This window comes from Natrinema caseinilyticum (genome assembly GCF_024227435.1).
GTDB lineage: Archaea > Halobacteriota > Halobacteria > Halobacteriales > Natrialbaceae > Natrinema > Natrinema caseinilyticum.
The window spans coordinates 2,195,248-2,216,376 of the sequence record NZ_CP100445.1; the positions used below are offsets into that span (position 1 = coordinate 2,195,248).

At 65.3% G+C, this 21,129-nt stretch carries 19 protein-coding genes; 8 read left to right on the forward strand and 11 right to left on the reverse strand.

Annotated elements, in window-relative coordinates:
* A complete protein-coding gene (locus NJT13_RS10790; protein ID WP_254521575.1) occupies window positions 1-2,253 on the reverse strand; it encodes a MutS-related protein in 2,253 nt (750 codons plus the stop codon).
* Window positions 2,254-2,331: 78 nt separating this feature from the next.
* Here NJT13_RS10790 and NJT13_RS10795 point away from each other — a divergent pair, with 78 nt between their 5' ends.
* Together NJT13_RS10795 and NJT13_RS10800 are read left to right on the forward strand one after the other, a co-directional pair.
* The gene (locus tag NJT13_RS10795; protein WP_254521576.1) at window positions 2,332-3,921 is read left to right on the forward strand and encodes a SagB/ThcOx family dehydrogenase; all 1,590 of its coding nucleotides are present in this window, start codon (window positions 2,332-2,334) and stop codon (window positions 3,919-3,921) included.
* A gap of 173 nt (window positions 3,922-4,094) precedes the next feature.
* A complete protein-coding gene (locus NJT13_RS10800) occupies window positions 4,095-5,054 on the forward strand; it encodes a DUF368 domain-containing protein (protein ID WP_254521577.1) in 960 nt (319 codons plus the stop codon).
* 93 nt (window positions 5,055-5,147) lie between these two features.
* Here the strand turns inward: NJT13_RS10800 and NJT13_RS10805 are convergent, their stop codons facing one another.
* Both NJT13_RS10805 and NJT13_RS10810 read right to left on the reverse strand, forming a co-directional pair.
* A complete protein-coding gene (locus NJT13_RS10805; RefSeq protein ID WP_254521578.1) occupies window positions 5,148-5,987 on the reverse strand; it encodes a phosphosulfolactate synthase in 840 nt (279 codons plus the stop codon).
* A gap of 98 nt (window positions 5,988-6,085) precedes the next feature.
* Window positions 6,086-7,435: an MmgE/PrpD family protein gene (locus tag NJT13_RS10810; protein ID WP_254521579.1), complete on the reverse strand. Its 1,350-nt coding sequence runs from the start codon at window positions 7,433-7,435 to the stop codon at window positions 6,086-6,088.
* Between the two features lie 375 nt (window positions 7,436-7,810).
* Here NJT13_RS10810 and NJT13_RS10815 point away from each other — a divergent pair, with 375 nt between their 5' ends.
* Window positions 7,811-9,085: a glutamate-cysteine ligase family protein gene (locus tag NJT13_RS10815; RefSeq protein WP_340681165.1), complete on the forward strand. Its 1,275-nt coding sequence runs from the start codon at window positions 7,811-7,813 to the stop codon at window positions 9,083-9,085.
* A gap of 1 nt (window position 9,086) precedes the next feature.
* On the opposite strand, the gene NJT13_RS10820 is transcribed toward NJT13_RS10815, so the two are convergent.
* Window positions 9,087-9,656, reverse strand: coding sequence for a hypothetical protein (locus NJT13_RS10820; protein ID WP_254521580.1), 570 nt, complete (start codon window positions 9,654-9,656; stop codon window positions 9,087-9,089).
* A 173-nt stretch (window positions 9,657-9,829) separates the two neighbouring features.
* Here NJT13_RS10820 and NJT13_RS10825 point away from each other — a divergent pair, with 173 nt between their 5' ends.
* The 3 genes from NJT13_RS10825 (at window position 9,830) to NJT13_RS10835 (ending at window position 11,516) form a co-directional block, all read left to right on the forward strand.
* A complete protein-coding gene (locus NJT13_RS10825) occupies window positions 9,830-10,048 on the forward strand; it encodes a hypothetical protein (RefSeq protein WP_254521581.1) in 219 nt (72 codons plus the stop codon).
* Between the two features lie 40 nt (window positions 10,049-10,088).
* A complete protein-coding gene (gene larE / locus NJT13_RS10830) occupies window positions 10,089-10,946 on the forward strand; it encodes an ATP-dependent sacrificial sulfur transferase LarE (RefSeq protein ID WP_254521582.1) in 858 nt (285 codons plus the stop codon).
* Window positions 10,947-11,159: 213 nt separating this feature from the next.
* Window positions 11,160-11,516, forward strand: a complete 357-nt coding sequence (locus NJT13_RS10835; RefSeq protein ID WP_254521583.1) for a hypothetical protein — start codon at window positions 11,160-11,162, stop codon at window positions 11,514-11,516.
* Window positions 11,517-11,559: 43 nt separating this feature from the next.
* On the opposite strand, the gene NJT13_RS10840 is transcribed toward NJT13_RS10835, so the two are convergent.
* A complete protein-coding gene (locus NJT13_RS10840) occupies window positions 11,560-11,847 on the reverse strand; it encodes an amphi-Trp domain-containing protein (protein ID WP_254521584.1) in 288 nt (95 codons plus the stop codon).
* Between the two features lie 267 nt (window positions 11,848-12,114).
* On the reverse strand, window positions 12,115-13,134 hold the full coding sequence (gene tatC, locus NJT13_RS10845) for a twin-arginine translocase subunit TatC (RefSeq protein WP_254525446.1): 1,020 nt from the start codon (window positions 13,132-13,134) through the stop codon (window positions 12,115-12,117).
* A 460-nt stretch (window positions 13,135-13,594) separates the two neighbouring features.
* Between tatC and NJT13_RS10850 the strand changes: the two genes are divergently transcribed.
* Complete coding sequence (locus NJT13_RS10850; RefSeq protein ID WP_254521585.1) at window positions 13,595-15,931, forward strand: twin-arginine translocase subunit TatC; 2,337 nt, start codon at window positions 13,595-13,597, stop codon at window positions 15,929-15,931.
* A 171-nt stretch (window positions 15,932-16,102) separates the two neighbouring features.
* On the opposite strand, the gene NJT13_RS10855 is transcribed toward NJT13_RS10850, so the two are convergent.
* The 3 genes from NJT13_RS10855 to NJT13_RS10865 all read right to left on the reverse strand — a co-directional run bounded on the left by NJT13_RS10855 (window position 16,103) and on the right by NJT13_RS10865 (window position 17,228).
* Complete coding sequence (locus NJT13_RS10855; RefSeq protein WP_254521586.1) at window positions 16,103-16,591, reverse strand: PIN domain-containing protein; 489 nt, start codon at window positions 16,589-16,591, stop codon at window positions 16,103-16,105.
* Entirely contained in the window at window positions 16,591-16,884 is a 294-nt protein-coding gene (locus NJT13_RS10860) for a UPF0175 family protein (RefSeq protein ID WP_254521587.1), read from the reverse strand. The genes NJT13_RS10855 and NJT13_RS10860 overlap by 1 nt, the downstream gene beginning before the upstream one ends.
* Before the next feature lie 152 nt (window positions 16,885-17,036).
* Window positions 17,037-17,228, reverse strand: coding sequence for a hypothetical protein (locus NJT13_RS10865; protein WP_254521588.1), 192 nt, complete (start codon window positions 17,226-17,228; stop codon window positions 17,037-17,039).
* Between the two features lie 849 nt (window positions 17,229-18,077).
* Here NJT13_RS10865 and NJT13_RS10870 point away from each other — a divergent pair.
* Complete coding sequence (locus tag NJT13_RS10870) at window positions 18,078-19,166, forward strand: amidohydrolase family protein (RefSeq protein WP_254521589.1); 1,089 nt, start codon at window positions 18,078-18,080, stop codon at window positions 19,164-19,166.
* Window positions 19,167-19,324: 158 nt separating this feature from the next.
* Here NJT13_RS10870 and NJT13_RS10875 read toward each other — a convergent pair whose 3' ends face one another.
* Both NJT13_RS10875 and NJT13_RS10880 read right to left on the reverse strand, forming a co-directional pair.
* Window positions 19,325-19,558, reverse strand: a complete 234-nt coding sequence (locus tag NJT13_RS10875; protein WP_254521590.1) for a hypothetical protein — start codon at window positions 19,556-19,558, stop codon at window positions 19,325-19,327.
* A 92-nt stretch (window positions 19,559-19,650) separates the two neighbouring features.
* Window positions 19,651-20,919 carry an RNA-guided endonuclease InsQ/TnpB family protein gene (locus NJT13_RS10880; protein WP_254521591.1) on the reverse strand — a complete coding sequence of 423 codons (1,269 nt, stop codon included), beginning with the start codon at window positions 20,917-20,919 and terminating at the stop codon, window positions 19,651-19,653.
* Between the last annotated feature and the right edge of the window lie 210 nt (window positions 20,920-21,129).

The window sequence follows — 21,129 nt, forward strand, 5'->3', positions numbered from 1 at the left end:
CTACTCGAACTTCTCGAGCAGCCGATCGTAGAAGAGCGGTTCGGCCGCGTCGTCGGTCGCCGACGCGGCTCCGCCGTTCGGTTCCGGGGTCGCTCGCGATTCGGTGGCCAGCTTCTCGACGATCAGTTCCGGCGTCGACCGCGCCAGATGATCTTTGACCGGCGACCGATTGACCTCGAGGTCGCCGTCGACGAGTCCGACGGCTTCGATCCCGTCGACCGTGACGTCGAAATCGGCCATCTCCCGGATCTCGTCGGCCAGGTGGGAAACGAACACCGCCGTCGCGCCGTTCTCGGACAGCGCCTCCAGAATGCCGGCGATGATCTTCGCCGACGCTCCGGGCTCGGTGATGCTCTCGAGTTCGTCGACGAGCACCAGCGACCCCGCTCCGCCCTCCGCGAGCGCGGCGAATTCGCGGACGGTCGACTCGAACGCGCCCGCGTCGAGCGTCCCCTGGGTCTTCGCGTGATAGTGCAGCGCGTCGAACCGCCGCAAACGCACGCTATCGGCGGGAACGGGCAACCCCATGTGGGCCAGGACGACGGTGCTCGCGACCAGGTCCAGCGTGGAGGTCTTCCCGCCGCTGTTGACCCCAGAGAGCAGGGCCACCCCCGAGACGGCGTAGTCGACGGGGTCGATCGACTCGAAGGGCTCCTCGAGCAACGGTGAGCGGCCGCCTTCGATCGCGAATCCACCGCCGCCGTCGCGTTTGCTCGCGGTTTCACCGTCGTCTCGCGGTGGTTCGGAAGCCGCTTTGCGGCTTCCATCATCACGAGACGGCTTCGCCGTCTCGGACGACTCCGCCGCTCGACTGTCCGCGGAACTCCGTTCCGCGCGACTCGCTTCCGAGGCGCGTGGCGCCTCGCTGTCGCGTTTGCTCGCGGTTTCACCGCTCGCTTCCGAGGCGCGTGGCGCCTCGCTGTCCACAAACTCCGGCATCGTACACTCGAAGTCCCGGCCGAACCGCGCGATGGCGAGTTCGACGTCCAACTCGAGCGCCTCGCGGACGAGGTCGCGAGCGCCCTCGCGCTGGTCGGCGAGATCGGCCGCGAGGTCGCGCTTCAACCGTCCGGCGCGGCGCTCCCTGGCCGTCGTCAACTCCTCGCGGAGTCGACCCACGGCGTCCTCGTCGCGCTCGACCGGGAACGTCGGCTCGTCGCCGAACGCACGGCGAGCGATCTCCGCCTCGCCCTGATCGAGACCGAGCGCGTCGACCAGGTGGTCGCGGGCCGCCTCGACGGCCGCCGCGTAGTCGTCCGCGAGCTCTCGGGAGAGCAACGAATCGACGCCGGCGCCGCGTTCGACCAGCGAGAGCAGGTCCGACCCTTCGATCGTCACGTCTTGCTCGCGGATCGCCTCCCGCAGGCGATCGTTCGCCACGCTCTCGGCCGCACTCGCCGCCGCGTCGAGGTCGTCGACCGCCGTCGTCAGGCGATCGAGTTCTGCGTCTCCCGCGACCGTGCCGTCCTCCTCGAGCCGCGACAGGCCGTCTTCGAGCGCCTCGAGATCGCACGGTGGCTCGAGCCCGGCCGTCCGGTGGACGTCGATGGCCGCCTGCAACCGATTTCGATTGCGCGCGAAAAAGGAGAGGGGCCGCTCCGGGACGATTTCGGCGGGGTTCTCGAGCGCGTCGGGACGGATCTGCACGTCGCCCTCGAGCGCGACGCCCGCGAAGGACTCGTCGAGAGCGATCACGGTCGCGTAGCCCCGCGCGAGTTCGGCCAGCCCCTGTGCGTCCTCGACAACCTCGACTGAGAGTTCCGGGATCGCTTCGCGCGCGTCGCTGTAGCGCTCCGCGTCGGTCGTCGCCAGACAGCGTTCTCGAACCCGCACGTCGCCGGCTTCTCGGAGCGGTTCGACCCCCTCGAGCGCCTCGAGGACCGCGGGGTCGGGCTCGCGCTCGAGCGCCTCGGTCGCGAACTCCTGTACCTCCGCGATGCGCGAGCGCCGCGAACTCGGATAGATCGTCTCGAGGCGCTGGGCGGCGTACTCGGTGACGGTTCGCGCCTTGAGCAGGCCGAGGAGTTTGCGGTAGACCTCGCTGGCGCGGTCGGTCGCGAGAAAGGTGCCCGGATCGTCGTGTTCGAGCCGGATTGCCCCGCGCGCGATGCGGGCGGCCCGCCCCTGGGTGATCCCCGGCGCGGTCGCGATCGCCGCCACGTCTCCGGTCCGGAGCGCACGCTCGGCGTCGTCGAGTTCCGCCAGCGCGCGGGCGGTCTTCTCGCCGACGCCCGGGATCGACTCGAGGTCCATGTTCTCGAGCGGCGTAACAAACCGGAGCGAGAAAAAGTTCCCGCCCGGTTTTTCCGTTCTTCCGTGGTAGCACCTGGCATGCCAATCGGGGCGCTCGAGTACCACGACCGAACGAAACACTCGCCCAGAAGCGTCCGCGAGGGGAGCCACGGGCTGGACTTCGACAACGAGCCGACGCCGTACAAGGAGTACACGAATTTGGCCGCGAGACCGCTCGCGAACCGGATCCGACCGCCCCAGCAACCCGCGCTCGCGGCCATCGCCGAGCCGACGCCGGACGGCGGTTCGGCTCGAGACGACCCGCCGGACCTCGGACCCGTCACGACGCTCTGCTACGACGCCGCGGGGATCACCACGGAGCTCACCCGCCGCGGTCGCTCTCTGCTGTTCCGCGCGGCGGCGACCACCGGCGCGCTCTACCACGTCGACCTGTACGTCGTCTGCGGGGACCTCGAGAGCAGCGGCGAGGCAGCAGGCGAGGCGCTCGACCTCGAGGCCGGCGTCTACCACTTCGACCCGCGGACGCTGTCGCTCGACGTCCTCCGGGACGGGGACTACCGCGGGGTGCTCGCGACCGCCAGCGAACACGGGGGCGTCGCCGACGCGCCGCTGTCGTTCGTCGCGACCTCGACGTGGTGGCGAAACGCCTGGAAGTACGGAAATCGGACCTTCCGCCACGCCTTCTGGGACTCCGGAACGACGCTCGCGAATCTGCTGGCTGTCGCCCACGCGCTCGAGTACCGCGCCGAGGTCGTCACCGGCTTCGCCGACCGTCCCGTCGCCGAATTGCTCGGCGTCGACCCCGCGCGCGAAGCGCCGCTCGAAATCGTCCCGATCGGCGCGGGCGACGCCGCCCCCGAGGTGGAGTCCACCGGCGTCGACCCGATCGATCCCGACACCGCGGCGCTCTCGCCCGACGAGAAGGACTTTCCCGTGATCGGCGAGGCGTGGTCGGCGGGCGAACTCGAGACCGGGTCCGCGGCCGAGGCCTGGCGCACGGAGACCCCGAGGGGGCCGCTCGGCACCCGCGAACCGGGCGACGGCGAACGGATCGCGCTCGAACCCGTCGATCACGAGACGGCTTCGCGCCGGCCGATACACGAGACGATCCGACGACGCGGCTCCTGTCGCGAGTACGAGCGCGACCCGATCAGCTTCCGAAAGCTCTCGACCGTCCTCGATCGGGCCGTCCGCGGCGTTCCGATGGACGTTCGCCGCGACGGCGAACGCGGCGGGTCCGCGGACGAGCCGCCGCTGTCGTTCGTCGACCCCTACCTGCTCGTCACCGGCGTCGAGGGACTCGAGTCCGGGAGTTACCACTATCACCCGGGCGCGGGCGACCTCGAGCGATTACGGACCGGCGACTTTCGCGCCGAGGCGGGCCACCTCGCGCTGGATCAGCGGCTGGGAGCCGACGCCGCCGTCTGCGTCTACTTTCTGACCGACGTCGGGGAGGTCGTCGACGCGCTGGGTGACCGTGGATATCGGGTCGCACAGCTCGAGGCGGCGCTTACGGCTGGCCGGTTGTACCTGGGGACCTACGCCCACCGCGACCTCGGCGGGACCGGGCTGACGTTCTACGACGACGTCGTCTCGAACTTCTTCGCCCCGCGAGCCGCGGGACAGACGCCGATGTTCCTGTACACGATGGGGCGGCCGAACGGATAGCGCAGGGGACCGAACGGATAGCACGCACTGAGGCCGTTCTTGCACTTTTATACGGACGCGCGTCAGTCAAACGAACATGCAGTCGAAACGGCCGCCCGTTCCGTCGGGCTCGAGGCGGCGGCAGCGAACGCGAGCAATCGAGTATTCGAGCCGACGGAATCGGGGGTGGATACATGGAGTATGAGCGTCCAGACGTCGTCATGGATCGCCTCGAGTTGCTCCGGGCCTACGCGTACGGGCTCTGTATGGGCACGGCGGACGCCCTCCCCGGGGTCTCGGGCGGCACGGTTGCGCTCTTGCTCGGCTTCTACGGGCGATTGATCGCCGCCGTCACGGCCCTCACGCCCCACAAGGCCGTCACCGTTCTCCGGGGCTACGATCCCGATCGCCGGACACGTGCGCGGGAAACCTTGCTCGAGATGGATCTGCAGTTTCTGATTCCACTCGGCGTCGGGATGGTCACGGCGGTGGTCCTCGTCGCCGACGCGGTTTCCTCGCTCGAAGCGTCTCATCCGGTCGCGCTCTTCGGCTTCTTCACCGGGTTGATCGCCGCGTCGGCGATCACCCTCGGCCGGAGCCTTCGAGTCTCGTCCGTGGCTCACGTCAGCGCTGCGATCGCCGGTGCCGGACTCGCGCTCCTGGTCGCGACCGGGATCGTCGAACTCCCCGGGAGCGGGCCGCTCGTCATCGCGTTCGCCGGTGCGATCGCCGTCAGTGCGATGATCCTGCCGGGGATCTCGGGCTCGTTGATCCTGATCCTGCTCGGCCAGTACGTCTTCCTCACGAACGAACTGACCGCGTTCGTCGGCGCACTGGGCGGCCTGCTCGGCGACGGCTCGCTCGCGACCCTCGTCGATCCGGGACTGACCGTCGTGCTGTTCGTCGCCGGGGGCGTCGTCGGGCTCGTCACGATCGCTCGCGTCGTGCGCGCGGCGCTGACCCGCCATCGCGAAGTGACCCTCGTCTTCCTCGTGAGCCTCATCGCCGGTTCGATCCCGGCACCGTTGGGCCACATCGCAGCGTCGCACGCGTGGACGACGGAGACGATCGCGCTGACGGCCGGGTGGGCGACACTCGGCGTCCTCGTGTTGTTCGGACTCGAGTACCTCGTGGGCGGGTTCAATCCGGAGTAGAGCCCACTTACCTCGATTTCTGTTCGATCCGTCCCCTGGTCACGGCGGTCGCGACTCGAACGGGGTCTGCTGGGCGAGGGACCGCCGAACCCGTCACTCGCCATCGTAGCTCGCGATCCGACCCCACGTCGACTTCTTCCCCCAGAGCCCCGAGCGCATGCACTCGAGTTCGACGATCTGGGAGTTGTCGACGAAGAGGTTCACCCTCGGGCCGAACTGCTTGATGTACCACTCGAACACCTCGGGATCGGCGGCCTCGAAGACGCAGTTCTCCACGCCGAGGCCCTCGGCAATCTCGAACGCGACATCGGTCCGCCACTCGCGCACCCGTTCGGTGATCCCCTCCGACTCGACCATCACCTTGTACGCGCCGGCATCGAGGTGGCGCTCGCCCTCCGCGATGGCGCTCGTCGGATCGATCGCCGCCTCCGATTCGAGTTCCTCGACACTCGAGGCGCCACCGGCGCCGAACTGGACGTTGATCTCCGGTTTCGCCTTCAGCCCCGTCTCCTGGACGAGTTCGGTCAGCGCGACCGCGTCGTCGACGTCGATCGCCAGGAAGCCGCTCGAGACCTCGACGATGTCGAAGCCGAGATCGGCGGCCTCCTCGACGTACCGCTCGACGTGATCGGGATCGCGGATGAGGACGTGTTCGATGAAGCCACCGGTCGAGACGGACACGTCGTACTCGTGGCAGACGTCGATCAGTTCCGTCACGGCGTCCTCGGGCATCAGCGCGAACGAGCCGCCGGAGAACTTGTAAATATCGACGTACGCGCCCATCGTCTCGAGAATGTCACGGAGCTCGCGGGGCCCCATGGGATCGTAGTACGGACCGCGTATTTCGGTGATGCCGGTCGATCGCGGCTTTCCCTCGCGTTCGTTAACGTGTAGGAAGTCGAACGCACGGTCGGTGTTCTCGGCGTCGGACATGCAGGAGCCACCTCCACGAGCAGGACTAAAACGCTGTCACGCGTCGGCCGATCGGCGTCGGGGCGCCTCGAGGGGCCGAACGGACGGCTCGCGGTCGGTCAGGCGAGCAGTGCCGTCAGATCGGACGCGTCGCGCTCGTCGAGCGATCTGATCGTCTCGACGATGGTATCGCGCTCGTCGGCGGGGAGGTGGTCGCCGGCGACCGCGTCGAACTTGTCCTCCAGGGCACCCCAGCCGATGGGGGCGGACGGATGGCCGCGGAAGGCGTCCTTCTCGACGCGGTAGGTCGTGCCGTCGTCCATCGTGACGTCGACGACGGCCGGCATCTCGCCCGCCTCGAAGCGCTCGGTGAGGTCGGGGTTTTCGGTCACGTCGACGATCCGGAGCAGTTCCTGGACGTCGTCGCGACGGATCCGGTCGGGTTCGTACTGCTCGAGCGAGAGGTCGCGGTCGATCAGCGCCGCGGCGAGCATGTAGGGCAGCGAGTGGTCCGCCTGGGCCCGGTTGCGAACCTCGTAGCGGTTGCCCTCCCCGCCGCCGATGATGAGCTTCGCCCCGCCGAACGTCTGGAGTTTGATGCCGGCGACCTCGCCCGGAGCGAGGTCCTCGCGCTCGGCGACCTCGATGATTCCCTCGACGGCGGACTGGGCGTACGTCTCGGCGACGTACCGCTTGGTCATCACGTCGTGGACGCGCTCGCCCGGCGAGAGGTCGACCTCGAAGGGGCCGGAGATAACGTCCTGCCACCCCTTCCGTCCCTCGAAGAGATTCCGCGGTCCCGCCATTCCGTTCTCGGCCAGCATCGCCGAGTAGACCGCGTTACGGGCCGCGTTCGCCGACGCGATTCCCTTCCACTCGTTGATCTCGCCGGTGCGGGTGACTCGAAGGGCGTTGTGCGCGGTTCCGGCGATGGCGATCGCGTTGCGCGTCGCTCCGAACTCGAGACCCAGGGCTTTCGACGCGCCCGCGGCGGCCGAGATCACGGTGTGGGTGACGTGGTCGAACCCGCGGTCTCGAACGGGGGCGTTCCAGGCCAGTTCGGCCTGAATTTCGTAGGCGACGGCGAGTGCGGCCAGCAGCTCCTCTCCCGACCGATCGGCGTACTCCGCGGCGGCGACGACGGCGCCGACGTTGTCGCTCGGGTGGGGCGTCTCGCCCGGAGCGAGAAACGAGTCCATGTAATCGAGATACCGAACGAGCGCCGTGTTGTGCATCGCCGCCTGAACGGGCGATGCGCCTCGATCGCGTCGCCAGAGGGCACACGGGCCACCGTTCTCTACGTCCGCCACCGTGGTGGCGACGATCTCGGTCGGGCCAGCGTCCGCCGCGGCGATGCCGATGCCGACCGCGTCGAGCACCCGGCGCTTGAGGGCGTCACGAACGTCCGGAGAGAGGTCGGCGTAGCCGGTCTCCTGAACGAACCTCGCGAACTCGCGGGTGGTAGTCATGGGCGGGCTTCCACGGGCATCACAAAACGTCTTCGCGTGACCGCCCGCGGTGTCGAACGCTCCTCTCGACGGCCGTCGTCGCTCCGGCAGCGGGCGGACGAGGACTCGCCACTCCGACGACAGGCGACCGACAACTGGCGACCGACGGCCGGCGGCGGTCCCCGTTTCCCTCTCTGGAGGCGAAACGACGGGTCACGAAGAGGGTGGGCGACGGAAGGCGGCGACACGACCCGAGACGGCCGCGTTCGACGAAGTACGGCTGGCGGCTGCAGGGGACGGTCATATCGGCCGAGTCGCCCAACCGTACTCAAACGACTGCGGGACTCGAGCCGAATCGGACTCTTCTGAGAACCACCGCCTCCCGGGGGCGACCGAGTGACGGCCACTGCCCAGACGCCCATCGCCCAACGGGTGACGGACGACTGCCTCACGGCTGCCTGCGGACCCGGCAGAACGAACGTCAACGCGAGCATGAACACGAGCATCGAAGTCGACTACTGGATCGTCGATACCAACGGACGCTTCGCCGACCCGGGGGCGCTCTCGGGCGTCGCCACGCGGCCCGGGGAACGACGCGCACGTTCACTGGTCCGAGTTTCGACACCCACCTGCGAGACGATTCCGGAGCTTCGGGCAGCGTTCGTCGCTGCTCTCCAGGACGTCTTCTCGAGAGCGGCGAAACGGGACAAACGTCTCGTCCCGTTCGCCACGCCGATCAACGGTGCCACGATAGACGAACGCCCGCGCAAGCGAGGCCGCATTCTGAAGGAGGCGACCGGGACCAGCGTCGATCACGCGACGTACTGTGCCGGGACGCACGTTCGCATCGAGGAGCGAAACGCGATCGACCAGCTCAACACCCTGCTCGCTCTCGATCCGGCACTCGCCCTGGTCAATTCGTCGCCGTACGTCCGGGGCGAACGAGTCGCCAACGGAGCCCGGGCCTCCCGCCTGCGGCGGACGTGCGACGAGCCGTCTCTCGGGGACGGCCGGTGTCGGCGCTACGTCGACACCGTCGGCGAGTGGGACCGACGGCTCGAGTACCGCTACGAGAGGGTCAAAACGGCGGCCGTGGAGGCGGGCGTCGACGCCGAGGCGTTCGAGGAACACATCTCGTCCGACGACGTCGTCTGGACGCCCGTTCGGCTGCGCGAGGGTGCGCCGACCGTCGAGTGGCGCTCGCCGGATACCGCGCTCCCGAGCCAGCTCCTCCGGCTGGTCGAGGAACTCGAGGCGGTGATGGAACGGCTCCAGCACGCCGCGGTTCGGATCGACGAATCGAGCGGTGTGGGAAACCGGAGAGACCGAACGCACAGCGGCGGATCCGCCGGTCTCGCCGGCGGACGCGATCGGACCTGGCATGGGAACGGCGGCCTCCCCGCCCCTCCCGGCCGCGTCGCGCGCGACGGGGTCACCCTCCCCGACCTCGAAACCGTTCGTGCCCTCGTCGAACGGGCGATTCACGACGGCCTCGAGTCGGCGGCCGTCGCGAGCTACCTCGAACGAATGGGGTTCTCGGTCGACAGCTACCACCCGATCGCCACCCGGATCGATGGACGCCAGTACGTGACCCGGGCCGACGCCAGGGAGCTCCGGCTCGAATACGCGAACCGACTCGAGGAGGACGTCGCCGAACTCGCGTCACCGTAAGTCAGTTTCCGTGCCGGTACTCGTAGTCCCGTTCGGGGTCCTCGACGCCCTCCGTTCGCGAGCCGACCCAGGCGCCCAGGGAGAGGCCGTAGACGAGATGGCCGGCGTGAAAGAGCGCGAGTTCGTCCGCCTCGAGACGGACGTCGAGCAGGTCCTGTAACACGAACTGGACGCCGACGGCCGACAGGACCAGGCCGTAGACCGAGCCCCAGAGGAGCCCACGCTGTTCGGGTTCGATCGACCGACCGGCGTCGTACAGCGAGAACAGGACGCCGAATGCGAGGCCGGAGCCGGTCCCGTACACGAGATGCAACGCGAGCGCGGCGATCGGGTGGTCGCCGGGGTCCTCGTCGGCGACGTACTGCGACCAGAAGTTGGCCGACGGTGGCAACGAACGCAGGATCGGAAGCCGAAAGGCGGTCATGATCAGCGTCGCGACGAAGCCGGCCTGAGTGCCGCGGATCGCGGCGTCGAGGACGTGTTGCACGCGCGGGTGCTCGTCGGCGGCTTCGGTGTGGCCCTCCGTTGCTGTGACGTCGCGGAATCGGCGCAATCGATCGAAGAGTGGCATAGTTGACTCAGTCGGAATACTCCCACGGCGGTCGTCTTAACGGCACGGCGCGCCGATCAATGCAGAAGCAACGGGTGAAACCGAACGTTCGATTCTGTCGTTGGTGGTGATTGCCAACACCGCGCACAGTACGGCGAATACACTCTTGCCGTTCAATCACCCTATGGAGACTCATGTCGAACCCGATCCGGGTACTCTACGTGGGTGACGAGCCAGAACGCCTGGATCTGGCGCTCACGGGACCGGACGGGACATCCGGGGGAGTCGAGGTTTACAGAATACCGAGGAGAAAGCCCACGATCTTCAGTCGTGTGGAGGATGTCAAGGGCGTCGAACGGGACGAATCGCCCGTGACGACGGTCGGCGAGGGAGACGCCGTGCAGACGGACTGACGACAACGTCCTTTTGTCTATCCGGCTCGAACGCCGGTCTATGACAACGGTCGAGGCGAAACTCGCGGCCGCACGCGACGACCTCGAGGCGCGGGACGGCGTCGTGATCGCCTTCTCGGGCGGGGTCGACTCGAGCGTGGTGGCCGCACTCGCCTACGATGCGCTCGGCGAGGACGCCGTCGCCTGCACCGCAAAGAGCGAGACGCTTCCCGAAGCCGAACTCGACGGTGCCCGGCGCGTCGCCGACGAGATCGGGATCCGCCACGAGATCGTCTCGTTCTCCGAACTCGAGAGCGACGCGTTCGTCGAAAACGACGACGATCGGTGCTATCACTGTCGGACGATGCGACTCGGCGAAATGTTCGAAGCCGCCCAGACCCTCGGCATTCAAACGGTCTGTGACGGGACGAACGCGGACGATCCGGGTGCCGGTCACCGACCCGGCCTCCGAGCCGTCGAGGAACTCGACGTCTATTCGCCGCTTCTGGCCCACGACATCTCGAAAGACGAGGTCCGGCGAATCGCCGAGTACTACGACCTGTCGGTCGCCGGCAAACCCTCGATGGCCTGTCTGTCATCGCGCATTCCGACCGGCCTCGAGGTCACCGAAGACCGACTCGGCCGAATCGAACGCGCCGAAGCGCGGCTCCGTCAGTGGGGATTCGACCAGTTCCGCGTTCGCGACCACGACGGACTGGCCCGGATCGAGGTCTCGCCGGACGAACTCGAGCGCGCGCTGGATCTCGAGTTCGCAGAGACGGTCCGAACCGAACTCACACGGCTCGGGTTCGACCACGTCACGCTCGATCTCCACGGGTACCGGACCGGAAGCGTCAGCCCCGAGAACGGCGAAACCGCCGACGAAGACGCCCCCGCAGAGTCCTCGAGCGACGATTGATCGCCACCGAGGCCGGTCGACGTCCAGGGCCTACCCACCGGTTTCGGGCTCGTTCGCAGATCGTCCGCATTCGGGCCCCAGATTCGACCATTCGACCACAATATAACCGTGTTTGACGGGTAGAATACGCCACAGGCAGAATTTTTGCATTATCGACAGATAATATTGCACATTTCGATACGAACGTAGCCTCTGGGACGATACCACTGATCGATGAATGGAGATGTGCCGCTCGAGTGGCAGCCAGAAGAGAGTCGGACGTACACCCCTGCCGATACGGACCGGGAACTCCAGTATCGGACGTTTCTCCACGAATCGGGTGACCTCAGGTTGAAGGTCGCCCCGGCCTCGCTCGACGGCGAAGACCACCCGGGGTACTCGCTTTCGGCGACGAGCTATCCCGGACTCGAACTCTCCGAGACGCTGCGGGTGAGAACCGTCCTGACGTTCGAACGGTGTACCCGGATCGCCCGTCAGTTCATGGACCTCTTTTCTGCCAGTTACGACGGCCCCGGCTCGCTCGAGGACGCGCTCGAGTACGCCTACGAACGGACGCGAGACCATCGCTGACACGAGCCACGAAAACCGCTCCGAACCGAATCGAGCGGCCCGCTCACTCGATTTCGAGCCGTCCGCCACCCTCGCCGTCTCCCCCATCGGCCTCGTCCCACTCGAGTTCGAACTCGATACTGAGTTCGCCGCGTCCGTCCGCCGGCCCTTCGCGCTCGGCTTTGACCTCGAACGTCGGTCGGGCCGGTGGCTCGAGCGTCACCGATTCGGAGCCGGCTTTGAGCGTGATCGCCTCGCCGTCGTCTAAGTTGTCCGCGACTCGGCGGAGCAACGACGCGATTTCGCCCCTGCTGTGCACGTTTTCGGACTTGAAGAGCACTTCTTCAGGCATAGGGGACGATACGTTCCGCGAACTGATAAACGCGCGCTCGGCGGTCGCGTCCGTATCGGTCCGGAAGACAGCCCCTGAACGCGCGTTCTCGGCCCCAACCGGCCGAGTGCACGCCGGATTCGTCGCGGGCCGCGGCTCCGGCCGAATTGGCAACCACTGCGGGGGCGTCGAACGGACGTCCGAGCGCGCACAGTCCATGTGACGCGGTGTCGGACGGCAGGAAGTTCGAACGTCGACGGAGAAATCGAACGTCGAGCGGGTCCTGAGTTATTCTCGTCCGACCCACTTCAGGATCAGCAACGTCCCCTCGAACAGCAGGATCATCGTGACGGCGACGAGGATGGGCGCCATTCCCGTCGGATCGAAGGCGAACATGAAGGCGATCCCGGCAAAGCCCGCCCAGAAGTAGAGGCGCTTCTGCGCGAGCCAGCGGCGGGTCGTCACGCCCATCATGATCGCCAGCATGATGAACAGCGGAATCTGGAAGACGACCGCGAGGAAACCGGTCAGCGTGATGATCAGGTTGAACGTATCGCCGAGGGCGTACGCGATTTCGGCGCTCCCTTCGGCGTAGTACGTGAAGTACTGAAAGAGGATCGGCAACACGAGCACGTACGAGAACAGCATCCCGATTGCGGCCAGGACGACGCTCGTCGGCACCGCCGCGAGGTAGTACTTCCGCTCGTTGGGGTAGAGCCCCGGGCGCATGAACAGGTAACACTCGTAGATGAACGCCGGCAGGGCGATCATGATCCCGAGCAGTGACGAGATCTTGATCCGGGTGAGCCACAACTCGAGCGGGTGGTAGACGTGCGGCGGCGGGACTTCGCCGTTCGCGTAGGGGAAGACGTTGAACCACACGAATTCGATGGCCTGAGACGCCCCGAGTATCCCGATCGCCGTCCCGCCGGCACCGAACAGCAAGACGACCGCCAGCCGCAGCACCATCTCCTCGATGTGATCGGCCAGCGGCATCTCGTGATCGTCCGGCGGCGCCGAGATGCCGCCGGCGTCCTCGTCGGGGTCGGGGTAGGTCTGTTCGGGCTCCGGCGTGTGATGGCCACCGGCGACACCCTCACCATCGGTCTCGAGGTTCGGCGCAGCGGCGCCGTCCGCGTCGGTCGGCGTCTCGGGTCCGGTCGGCGTTTCGACCTCCGGACTGCGCCCGTCGTCGACTGGCGTCGACGAGTCGGTGCCGGAATCGGACGCGTCGTCGGAGTCCGACGGCCCGGTAAAAGACCCAGTATCCTCGTCCGACCGCGGAAAGTCCGATTCGTCGTCGGACACCGGTCGCTCACCGGGATCACTCCAGCGATCTCCGAGGTCCGAGGTGCCCGCGGTATCCGTCGGCTCGTCGGGGCCACCCCATCGATCTCTGAGGTCGCCCGCGTTCTCGCCGTCCGTCGACTCGTCGGGGGCTGCCGATCGGTCTCCGAGGTCCCGAGTGCCCTCGCCGTCCGACGGCTCCTCCGGGCCGCTCCATCGGTCTCCGAGGTCCGAAGTACCTGCAGTGTCCGTGGTGTCCGTAGTGACCGTCGACTCGTCGCGGACGTCCCATCGGTCTCTGAGGTCACGGGTGTCCTCGCCGTCCGGCGGCTCGTCCGACATCTACGGGATAGTGATAGGCCACCGGTTATAGGCCTTTTTCTTACGAACACCAGACGAGAGCGAGAAGGCAGTATAACCGTTCGTTGAACGCCGGACCTACACGAAAGGTTGATAACTGGATGTCAGTTACCTCAACGCAATGAGTTCTGCAGTCGACGAGGACACCGCCCGCGCAATCAACAGCGGTCGGGAAACGATCGGCGCGCTCCTTTCGGGCGCCCAACAGCACCTCCAGAAGGTGTTTATCGTCTTCCTCATCGGCTTCGTCAGCTCCTTCTACGCGCTCCGCATGGTCGTCTGGGACTTCCTCGAGGCGACTGCGACGGAGCAAATGAACGAGACGGTCGCCGGTTCGACCGACATCATCACCCGAACGCCGTTCGAAGTGATCTTACTGCAGGCCAAGATCGGCATGGTCACGGGCCTCATCGTCGCGATCCCGGCGCTGCTCTTTTTCTCTCGGAAGGCGCTTCGCCGCCGCGGGTACACAAGCGAGGTGCCGATCTCGAAAGGCGCCATCGCCGGCTTCATCGTGATGGCGCTGTCGCTGTTTACGCTGGGCGTCGTCTACGCCTACAGCGTCTTCTTCCCGTTCTCGTTCAACTTCCTCGCCGGGAACGCCGTCAAGGCCGGCATCAAACCAAGCTACGGCATCACCGAGTTCACCGAGTTCATCGCGCTGTTGACGCTGTCGTTCGGCCTCGCCGCCCAACTCCCGCTGATAATGGGCGCGTTTTCCTACACCGAGATCATCCCCTACGAGACGTTCCGCGACAAGTGGCGCCACGCCGTCGTGGCGATCGTGATTTTCGGGGCCCTGTTCTCCCCTCCGGACCCGTTCACGCAGGTCATGTGGGCGATGCCGATGGTCGTCCTCTACGTCTTCAGCCTGGGACTGTCGAAGGTCGTCACCAACACCCGGCGGCGCGGCGCGGCGAAATCCGAGGGAACGGGGACGGGACACATCAAAAAACGCCTCCTCCAGTTCGGCGGCGTGCTCGCACTCATCACGGCCGGAACAGCCGCGGCGGTCGAACGAGGCGCGTTCGAGTACATTCGCGAGAACGTCTATCCGGCCGTGCCCGAACTCGTGCGCCCGAGCGGGAAGACCGGACTCGAGATCATGGCGAACGAGTACGGCCTCGCCGGCGCGGTCGCCGTCGGTCTCGTCGTCGCCGCCATCATCGCCGTCGTCGCGTTGCTCGCCTACACGATTCGCGTCCTCCAGTTGCCGGTCTATCCGAAAGTCGACGACATCCGGCGGGCCGACTCCCACCAGGACGTCGACTTCGAAGCCCTGGACGTCGAGGACATCGAGGACGTGTCCGCGCAGGTCTTCCTCACGATGAGCGAAGAGCAGGCGCTCGAGTACTCCCGGCAGGCGATGTACGACGACGACCGGGAGAAGGCCCAGGCCATCCTCGACCGCTTCGATTCGCTCGAGGGGGCGAACGAAGGCGCAGACGGCGCGGCCGCGGGGGGCGCCGCCGGTGGCGCGACGGGAGATGCAGCGGGCGACGCCGGCGAAGACGAGAGCCTCTTTGCGAACACCGCCGCCGGCATGCTCGATCCCTTTACCGAGGACGAGACGACCGAGGACGACATCGGCGGCTACGCCTACGACCTCGCGTTCATCTTCAGGAGCCTCACCTCCAAGATGTTCCGCATCGTGGGACTGTTCATCGTCGTCATGGGCGGCACTTTCTTCTGGCTCTACTCGGACGGGATCGGAAGAGTTCTCCAGCTCTTCCTCAGTCGAGTTCCGCGGCACGTACTCGACGAAGTCGTCGGAGAGGGCGTCGATCCGAGTACGTTAAGCCTTCAGGAACTCATCACGGAGATGGACATCGTCGTCGCCCTCCACCCCGTCGAAGTCCTCATCTTCGAGGCGAAGGTGAGCGCGCTCGCCGGGATCGTCGCCGTGTTACCGCTGACGTTGTTCTACGCCTGGCCGGCCGCCAAAGAGCGCGGAATGGTCTACGGCGACCGCCGCACGTTCATCCTCTGGGGCGGCGGTCTGCTGGTCGGCTTCGCCGTCGGAACCTACCTCGGATTCTTCTGGATTGCCCCGTCGATCATCTCGTATCTGGTCTCGGACGCGCTGCGCAACGGGATGGTCATCTCCTACCGGATCAAGAGCTTCTTCTGGCTCGTGATCCTCACCACCGTCGGCATCGGCTTCCTCATGAACATCATCGTCACGATGGCCCTGTTCCACGTCGGCGGCATCGTCAACTACCGCTCGATGCTCGAGCGCTGGCGGCCGTTCGTCGTCGCCACGTTCACCCTCTCGGCCCTCTTCAGCCCGAAGGGCGTGCTCATGATGCTGGTGTTCGCTATCCCCATCTCGATCACCTACGTGATCGGACTGATCATCCTCTACGTCCTCACTGCCGGTGGCCGGCTGTTCGGCGGTGGCGGTGGGTCCGCGGCCGAACCCGAACCGGAAGAGGCCGGCGCGTCGGCCACCGAGTGACGACGTCGATCGTCGTCTCGAGTGATTCGTAACTAGCAGTCGTTGGTCGGTCAGGAGGCGACGTCGAGGAATCTCGAGAGTCGCGACGCGGAGAGTCATGCGCGATCGACCTCCAGCCCCACGCCGCTGCGAAACGGGGCGGTCGATGGGTTGGTCGGGGACTCGAGCGGCTCAGGCCCCCAACTCTCGGAGTTTCTTCTGCACCCGGGTGTAGACTTTGGGGTGGAGATTCATCCCCTCGTCGACGAGATCGTACAGGATGTCGGTCGCCTCCTCCGCGGTCACGTCCCCGCCTTTCGTACACCGAAGCAACAGCGTCGTCACCCACCAGCACTCGAGGCCGTGACTCCGGGCGACCTCGATCAATCCCTTATCGTTGGCGAGGAGGATCTCATCGTCGGCCGCTGCCAGTAGAACGACGGACGCGTCGGCCACCGCGATCCCCTCCATGGTCGCCACGGTGTCGGCATCCGCCGGCGGTTCGTGAATCGCCACGTCTTCCAGAAACGTGTCGAGCGCCGCCGTCCCTCGTTTCCCCTCGGTGAGGACTTCCTCCCGAACCGCGTCCGTCGTTCGAATATCGTCGAACGAAGCCGAGACGAGGTCGAGTCGACCGACCCACGCGAGCGGGATCAGCGCGGAGGAGTCGACGACGACCATCAGATGCGATCGAGGTCGCGTTCGAGGTCCTCGGTCGTGTACCCCACGTCGATCCCCTCTTCCGCGGCGAGCGTCAGCATTTCGACGTACGAAACGTCCGCTCGGTCAGCCGCCGTCCGAAGCGTGATCTCGTGGTCTCGGAACTGCTCGAGTGCTCGCTCCCTGCGCCAGTCCGAGAGCCCCTGCCGAATGAGGCGACGGAGCACCTCTGACCGGTCGGCGCTCATCTCCTCTTCCAGATCAGCGAGTGCCTCCTCGTCGGCTTCCGGAATGCGAGTGGTGACCGTCTTCATCGTTACAAAAGACTCCGTTACGATACGCATTAGATGTAACGGTAGGGTTCTCGACAGGGGGCACGCCGACACCTCCCCCGCCCGTCGGATAGACAGGCCGTCGTCGGGAGTGACAGTCCGTCGACGGACGGAGGTGCGAGTCCGCGCTCGAGTCAGTCGTTGGCCGCTACCGGCCGATCGTCGCCGTCCGTCTCGAGGCCGTCGTACACGTCGATCGTCGTCTCGAGTGTCTCGATCGCCGGTTCGAGGGTCAGCGGTCCGACCAGGTGGCCGTCGAGCGTTTCGAGGTCCGCGCGGACCTCCTCGAGGCGGACCCGCGTGCGGTCGTGATCGCGAGGAGTCATTCGGGACCACCCGTCCGGCCCGCGCCGCTGCGAGAGCGGCCGATCGATGGCGGGAGTGGCGACTCGAGGGGCCGACCGGCGCGACGAGCGACTTCGCAGCCAGATTCTCCGATAGCGGAAGCGAGAGACATTTGTTTAATCGGTACTACCGAAACGGTTTCGTAGGTACGTGTTCGAATATACATCGTCCTTCGACCGTGGAGGACGCAGGTCGGGTGTTCCTACCACCCGGCCAATTTCACGCAAATTGGCGGCACTGCGCCCTAATTTCGCAGACATCGAACAGTTACTTATAGCTTTCTGAGTGGCCGTAATTAACGCGCTCTCGTTCGTGAGACGCTCCGAACGGGAGACTCCGGACGAACGGGTCGCGAGTCAGCCGCGGCACCCGGCACGGGACACCGAACGGCGACCTGGCGGTCCCGGAACTCGGGCGTGCGCCACTCGTGGAACGCCGCCACGCCCTCGGCGTGATCCTCGCTTCGGTACGCCCGATTCCGGAGCTGTCGAATCCACCCGGTTTCGGCCTCGGAGAGGCGGCCTCTCTCGAGGATGCGTCGGTGATCGATTTCGTTCCGCGGAGCGACAGCGGCGCGTTGCCCGCGATGTCCGCCGCCATTTCGTCGGTCCGGTCCTCGAGAGTCCCGCGTTCCGCGAACGGACGACCGGGGAGCGGCGCGAAATCGTCGACGAGCACGAGTTCCCGAGCGGGCCGCTGAATCGGGTGAGCGACGTCGTCGAAGGTGCCAGAAGAACCGTGCCGGCGAGGGTCGACGGTCGTCCCGCGTACCCGAGCGCAGGGGCGCCTGCAGCCGAACTTATTTCCGGTCTGAAGTGATCCGGTTGCACATGACTAGCACAGCGGAGGACGGTGGAGCGTTCGCGGAGACGACGGTCGTCGATACGGACGTTCACCTCTCGATTCCGTTCGACGAGTTGGCGGAGTACTGCGAGGAACCGTACCGGTCGATCACGAAGTATCCCACCTACACGCCGGTCCACAGAGGCGGGTGGAACCGGTACATGGGCGGGAAGATCGAAAACGAAAAAGAGAACGTTCAAAGCGCGGACTCGCTGTACGAGAAGATCTGCGTCGAGTTCGGAATCGATTACCCGCTCATCAACGCTTTTCCGGTACTGAATTCGGTCCCCGAAGACGACCGGGCAGTCGAATTGATGTCCGCCTACAACGATTACTTGCTCGAGAATTACCTCGACGAGTACGATCGGTTCCTCGGGCTCTGTACCGTCGCGACCCAGGACCCGGCGGCCGCGGCCGAAGAGATCGACCGGATGGGATCGGAACGGTGCATCGAAGGGCTGTACCTGCTCAACAGTGGTGCCCAGCCGCCACTCGGAGATCCCGTCTACGACCCGATCTATCGGGCCGCCGAGGACAACGACCTCCACGTCGCGTACCACGCCTCGGCCGGCGCCCCCTTCGCGAAGGACTTTCCGGTGCAGGATACGCAGTTCAACCGATTCCTCGAAAATCACATGCTCGCCCACCCCTGGGCGCACATGATGACGATGTCGAGTCTCATCGTCAACGGCACCCCGGCGAAATTTCCCGACCTCAACTTCTCGTTCCTGGAGGCGGGGGTTAGCTGGGTCCCCTACATGATGTTTCGATTCAACAAAGAATACTCGATGCGGCGCAGCGAGGCGCCGCTCCTGGAGAAAAGCCCCGAGGAGTATATCCGGGATCAGTTCTATTTCTCCACCCAACCCGTCGGAGAGCCGAACGACCCGGCGGACCTCCAGCAGATAATCGACGTTCTCGGTCCCGAGTCGCTCATGCTCTCGACGGACTACCCCCACTGGGACTTCGATCATCCTGACGCCCTCGATCAGCAGATCCGGCGATTCGGGGACGAGAAGACGAGAGAACGCGTCCTCTCTGAAACCGCCATCGAGGCGTTCGACCTCTCGATCTGAGACGTCGATACGACTCGACGAGCGGGGACTGTCCCTCCAGAAAAGGCGTGACGTTCCCGTCGTCGCCGGTCGGGCTTGCGGACGGCGAGACCGTCATCTCGAGGGCCCTGTGAGAACTATCGAACGCGCTCTCACGTCGGTCAGTGTAGAGCGTGCACCTAACAGGCGTACCACGAGTCGATCGAACCGTCCGATAGGAGGGTGATCCCGATATCCTCGCCATCACAATCCACGTCCAAATCGGGGGTGTACTCCCACGTCGCGGAGACACCGTCGGGAGTGAAGACTGTCACCGTTGCCGGCGTCGGTTCGATACCAGCGGACGAATCGAGTTGGCCAGGCGCGAGTTCGTAGACCCGGCTGAACAACGACGCCCCGTCGTCGGCTTCCACTCGGACCCCTATCTCTGCACGGTCATCCGTTCGGTTTTCGACCTTGACATCCTCCCCGCCCTGAAGGGCGAGGATTCCCGAGCGTTGGGATATTACGGTTCGCAACCCGCCTGTTCCCTCGGTGCGAAACGCCCCGAGGTTTGATTGAACAGGTGGACTACTGGCCGTGCCAAACGACCGTTACTCATATTCTCTGTGGGGAGATTCTGAGTTATCTTTCTGCGGATGTTCACCGCACCGTTCACGTCCGCGTTCATCGTCGCACCGCACGACTCGCAGACGTACAGGCCACGCTCCACGCGATTCGCGTCACGCTTCCGCCCACAACACGAACACGTCTTACTCGTGTCGCGCTCGCTCGTTCGGTCTACGAGGATGCCGTGTTCCTCGGCCTTGTATTCGAGTAGATTCGTGAATCGGTCGAACTCCCAGCCGTGGAGTTTCTTGTTTCCGCGCTTCCCCCAGTTTCGAGCGTCACCGTTCTCCTCCTCACGAATCTTGCTCAGGTCGCCAATAGCGATGTGACCAACTTCGTGGTCGATGCACTGCTCAACGATGTGCTTGGCAAGGGCGTGCAGGAAGTGGTCTTTCCGACGCGAGAGTATCTGTCGGGCACGAAGCGCACGGCGCGACGGGCCGTTCTCGCCCTCCGTGTCGTACTCGTCGCGGGTGAAGTAGTGCTTATCCTGTTTCAACACGTTCCCCGGATACAATTCAGCATCTCCATCATCGTAAGCGATGGCGAGGTAGTTCTTGATGCCGAGGTCGATACCAGCCGTGTTGTCGCCGGGGGCATCTTCGGTTGGAATCTCAACCTTGCAGACGAGGTGCAGTTCCCAGCGGTCGCCGTCCCACACGGCTCGAACTTGTTGGATGTCCTCCACAGTTACGTCCGGGCGAGTCTCGTACTCACAGAGGATGAAGTCCGAGCGGTGAGTCTTCAGGTTGAAGCCCTTACTCAGACGAATCTGGTTGTGCTTGGAATCGTGTTTGATGCCGTTCTGTTTCCACGTCACGGTGGAGCGTGGATGAGTGTCACCTCGCTTGCGGTAACCGGGCGGATTCGCGTCCGTGTCGCCATTCTCACGCTTTTTGAACCAGCCGTTGAACGACTCAGCAAGCTCTTCTAGAACTCGCTGACTTGACTGAGAATGCAGGTCACTGTATCGTTCGTGGTCTTTTAATTCACGCTTGAGGTCGGCCTCGGACGGAATCTCGCCGGTATCGTCCCATTCTTGCTGGGTGTGGTACCGGGCGACGTTCCACAGTTTAGATGCTGAGTGCCCACAGTCATCGAGGTCGTCACTCACCTGAGAGTGGTTGACGATTTTTGCTCGATAGGTACGGGTTGTCTCCAGCATCGGACTGTGTTCATAAGGACTTATGAAGAATAGTATATTAAGACTAACGACTAAGATGTGGAATATCCGGCAGTGCTATCGAATGGTGGATTGCGTAGGCTTTGTCGGCTGTATCCCCGCCCTGAAGGGCGGGGTTTTAGCCTTGTAACTTCCATAACTCCGTCGGAGACGGTACCGACGACGTCTGTCACGCTCGGATCGACTGCCTCG

What these genes read in the sequence shown, in the direction of transcription:
- NJT13_RS10840 (WP_254521584.1), bottom strand. Translation starts at nt 11,847, where the DNA reads ATGCCTGAAGAAGTGCTCTTCAAGTCCGAAAACGTGCACAGCAGGGGC.
- NJT13_RS10870 (WP_254521589.1), top strand. Translation starts at nt 18,078, where the DNA reads ATGACTAGCACAGCGGAGGACGGTGGAGCGTTCGCGGAGACGACGGTC.
- NJT13_RS10795 (WP_254521576.1), top strand. Translation starts at nt 2,332, where the DNA reads ATGCCAATCGGGGCGCTCGAGTACCACGACCGAACGAAACACTCGCCC.
- NJT13_RS10820 (WP_254521580.1), bottom strand. Translation starts at nt 9,656, where the DNA reads ATGCCACTCTTCGATCGATTGCGCCGATTCCGCGACGTCACAGCAACG.
- NJT13_RS10790 (WP_254521575.1), bottom strand. Translation starts at nt 2,253, where the DNA reads ATGGACCTCGAGTCGATCCCGGGCGTCGGCGAGAAGACCGCCCGCGCG.
- NJT13_RS10880 (WP_254521591.1), bottom strand. Translation starts at nt 20,919, where the DNA reads ATGCTGGAGACAACCCGTACCTATCGAGCAAAAATCGTCAACCACTCT.
- NJT13_RS10800 (WP_254521577.1), top strand. Translation starts at nt 4,095, where the DNA reads ATGGAGTATGAGCGTCCAGACGTCGTCATGGATCGCCTCGAGTTGCTC.
- NJT13_RS10855 (WP_254521586.1), bottom strand. Translation starts at nt 16,591, where the DNA reads ATGGTCGTCGTCGACTCCTCCGCGCTGATCCCGCTCGCGTGGGTCGGT.
- larE (WP_254521582.1), top strand. Translation starts at nt 10,089, where the DNA reads ATGACAACGGTCGAGGCGAAACTCGCGGCCGCACGCGACGACCTCGAG.
- NJT13_RS10825 (WP_254521581.1), top strand. Translation starts at nt 9,830, where the DNA reads ATGTCGAACCCGATCCGGGTACTCTACGTGGGTGACGAGCCAGAACGC.
- NJT13_RS10850 (WP_254521585.1), top strand. Translation starts at nt 13,595, where the DNA reads ATGAGTTCTGCAGTCGACGAGGACACCGCCCGCGCAATCAACAGCGGT.
- NJT13_RS10835 (WP_254521583.1), top strand. Translation starts at nt 11,160, where the DNA reads ATGAATGGAGATGTGCCGCTCGAGTGGCAGCCAGAAGAGAGTCGGACG.
- NJT13_RS10805 (WP_254521578.1), bottom strand. Translation starts at nt 5,987, where the DNA reads ATGTCCGACGCCGAGAACACCGACCGTGCGTTCGACTTCCTACACGTT.
- NJT13_RS10865 (WP_254521588.1), bottom strand. Translation starts at nt 17,228, where the DNA reads ATGACTCCTCGCGATCACGACCGCACGCGGGTCCGCCTCGAGGAGGTC.
- NJT13_RS10810 (WP_254521579.1), bottom strand. Translation starts at nt 7,435, where the DNA reads ATGACTACCACCCGCGAGTTCGCGAGGTTCGTTCAGGAGACCGGCTAC.
- NJT13_RS10860 (WP_254521587.1), bottom strand. Translation starts at nt 16,884, where the DNA reads ATGAAGACGGTCACCACTCGCATTCCGGAAGCCGACGAGGAGGCACTC.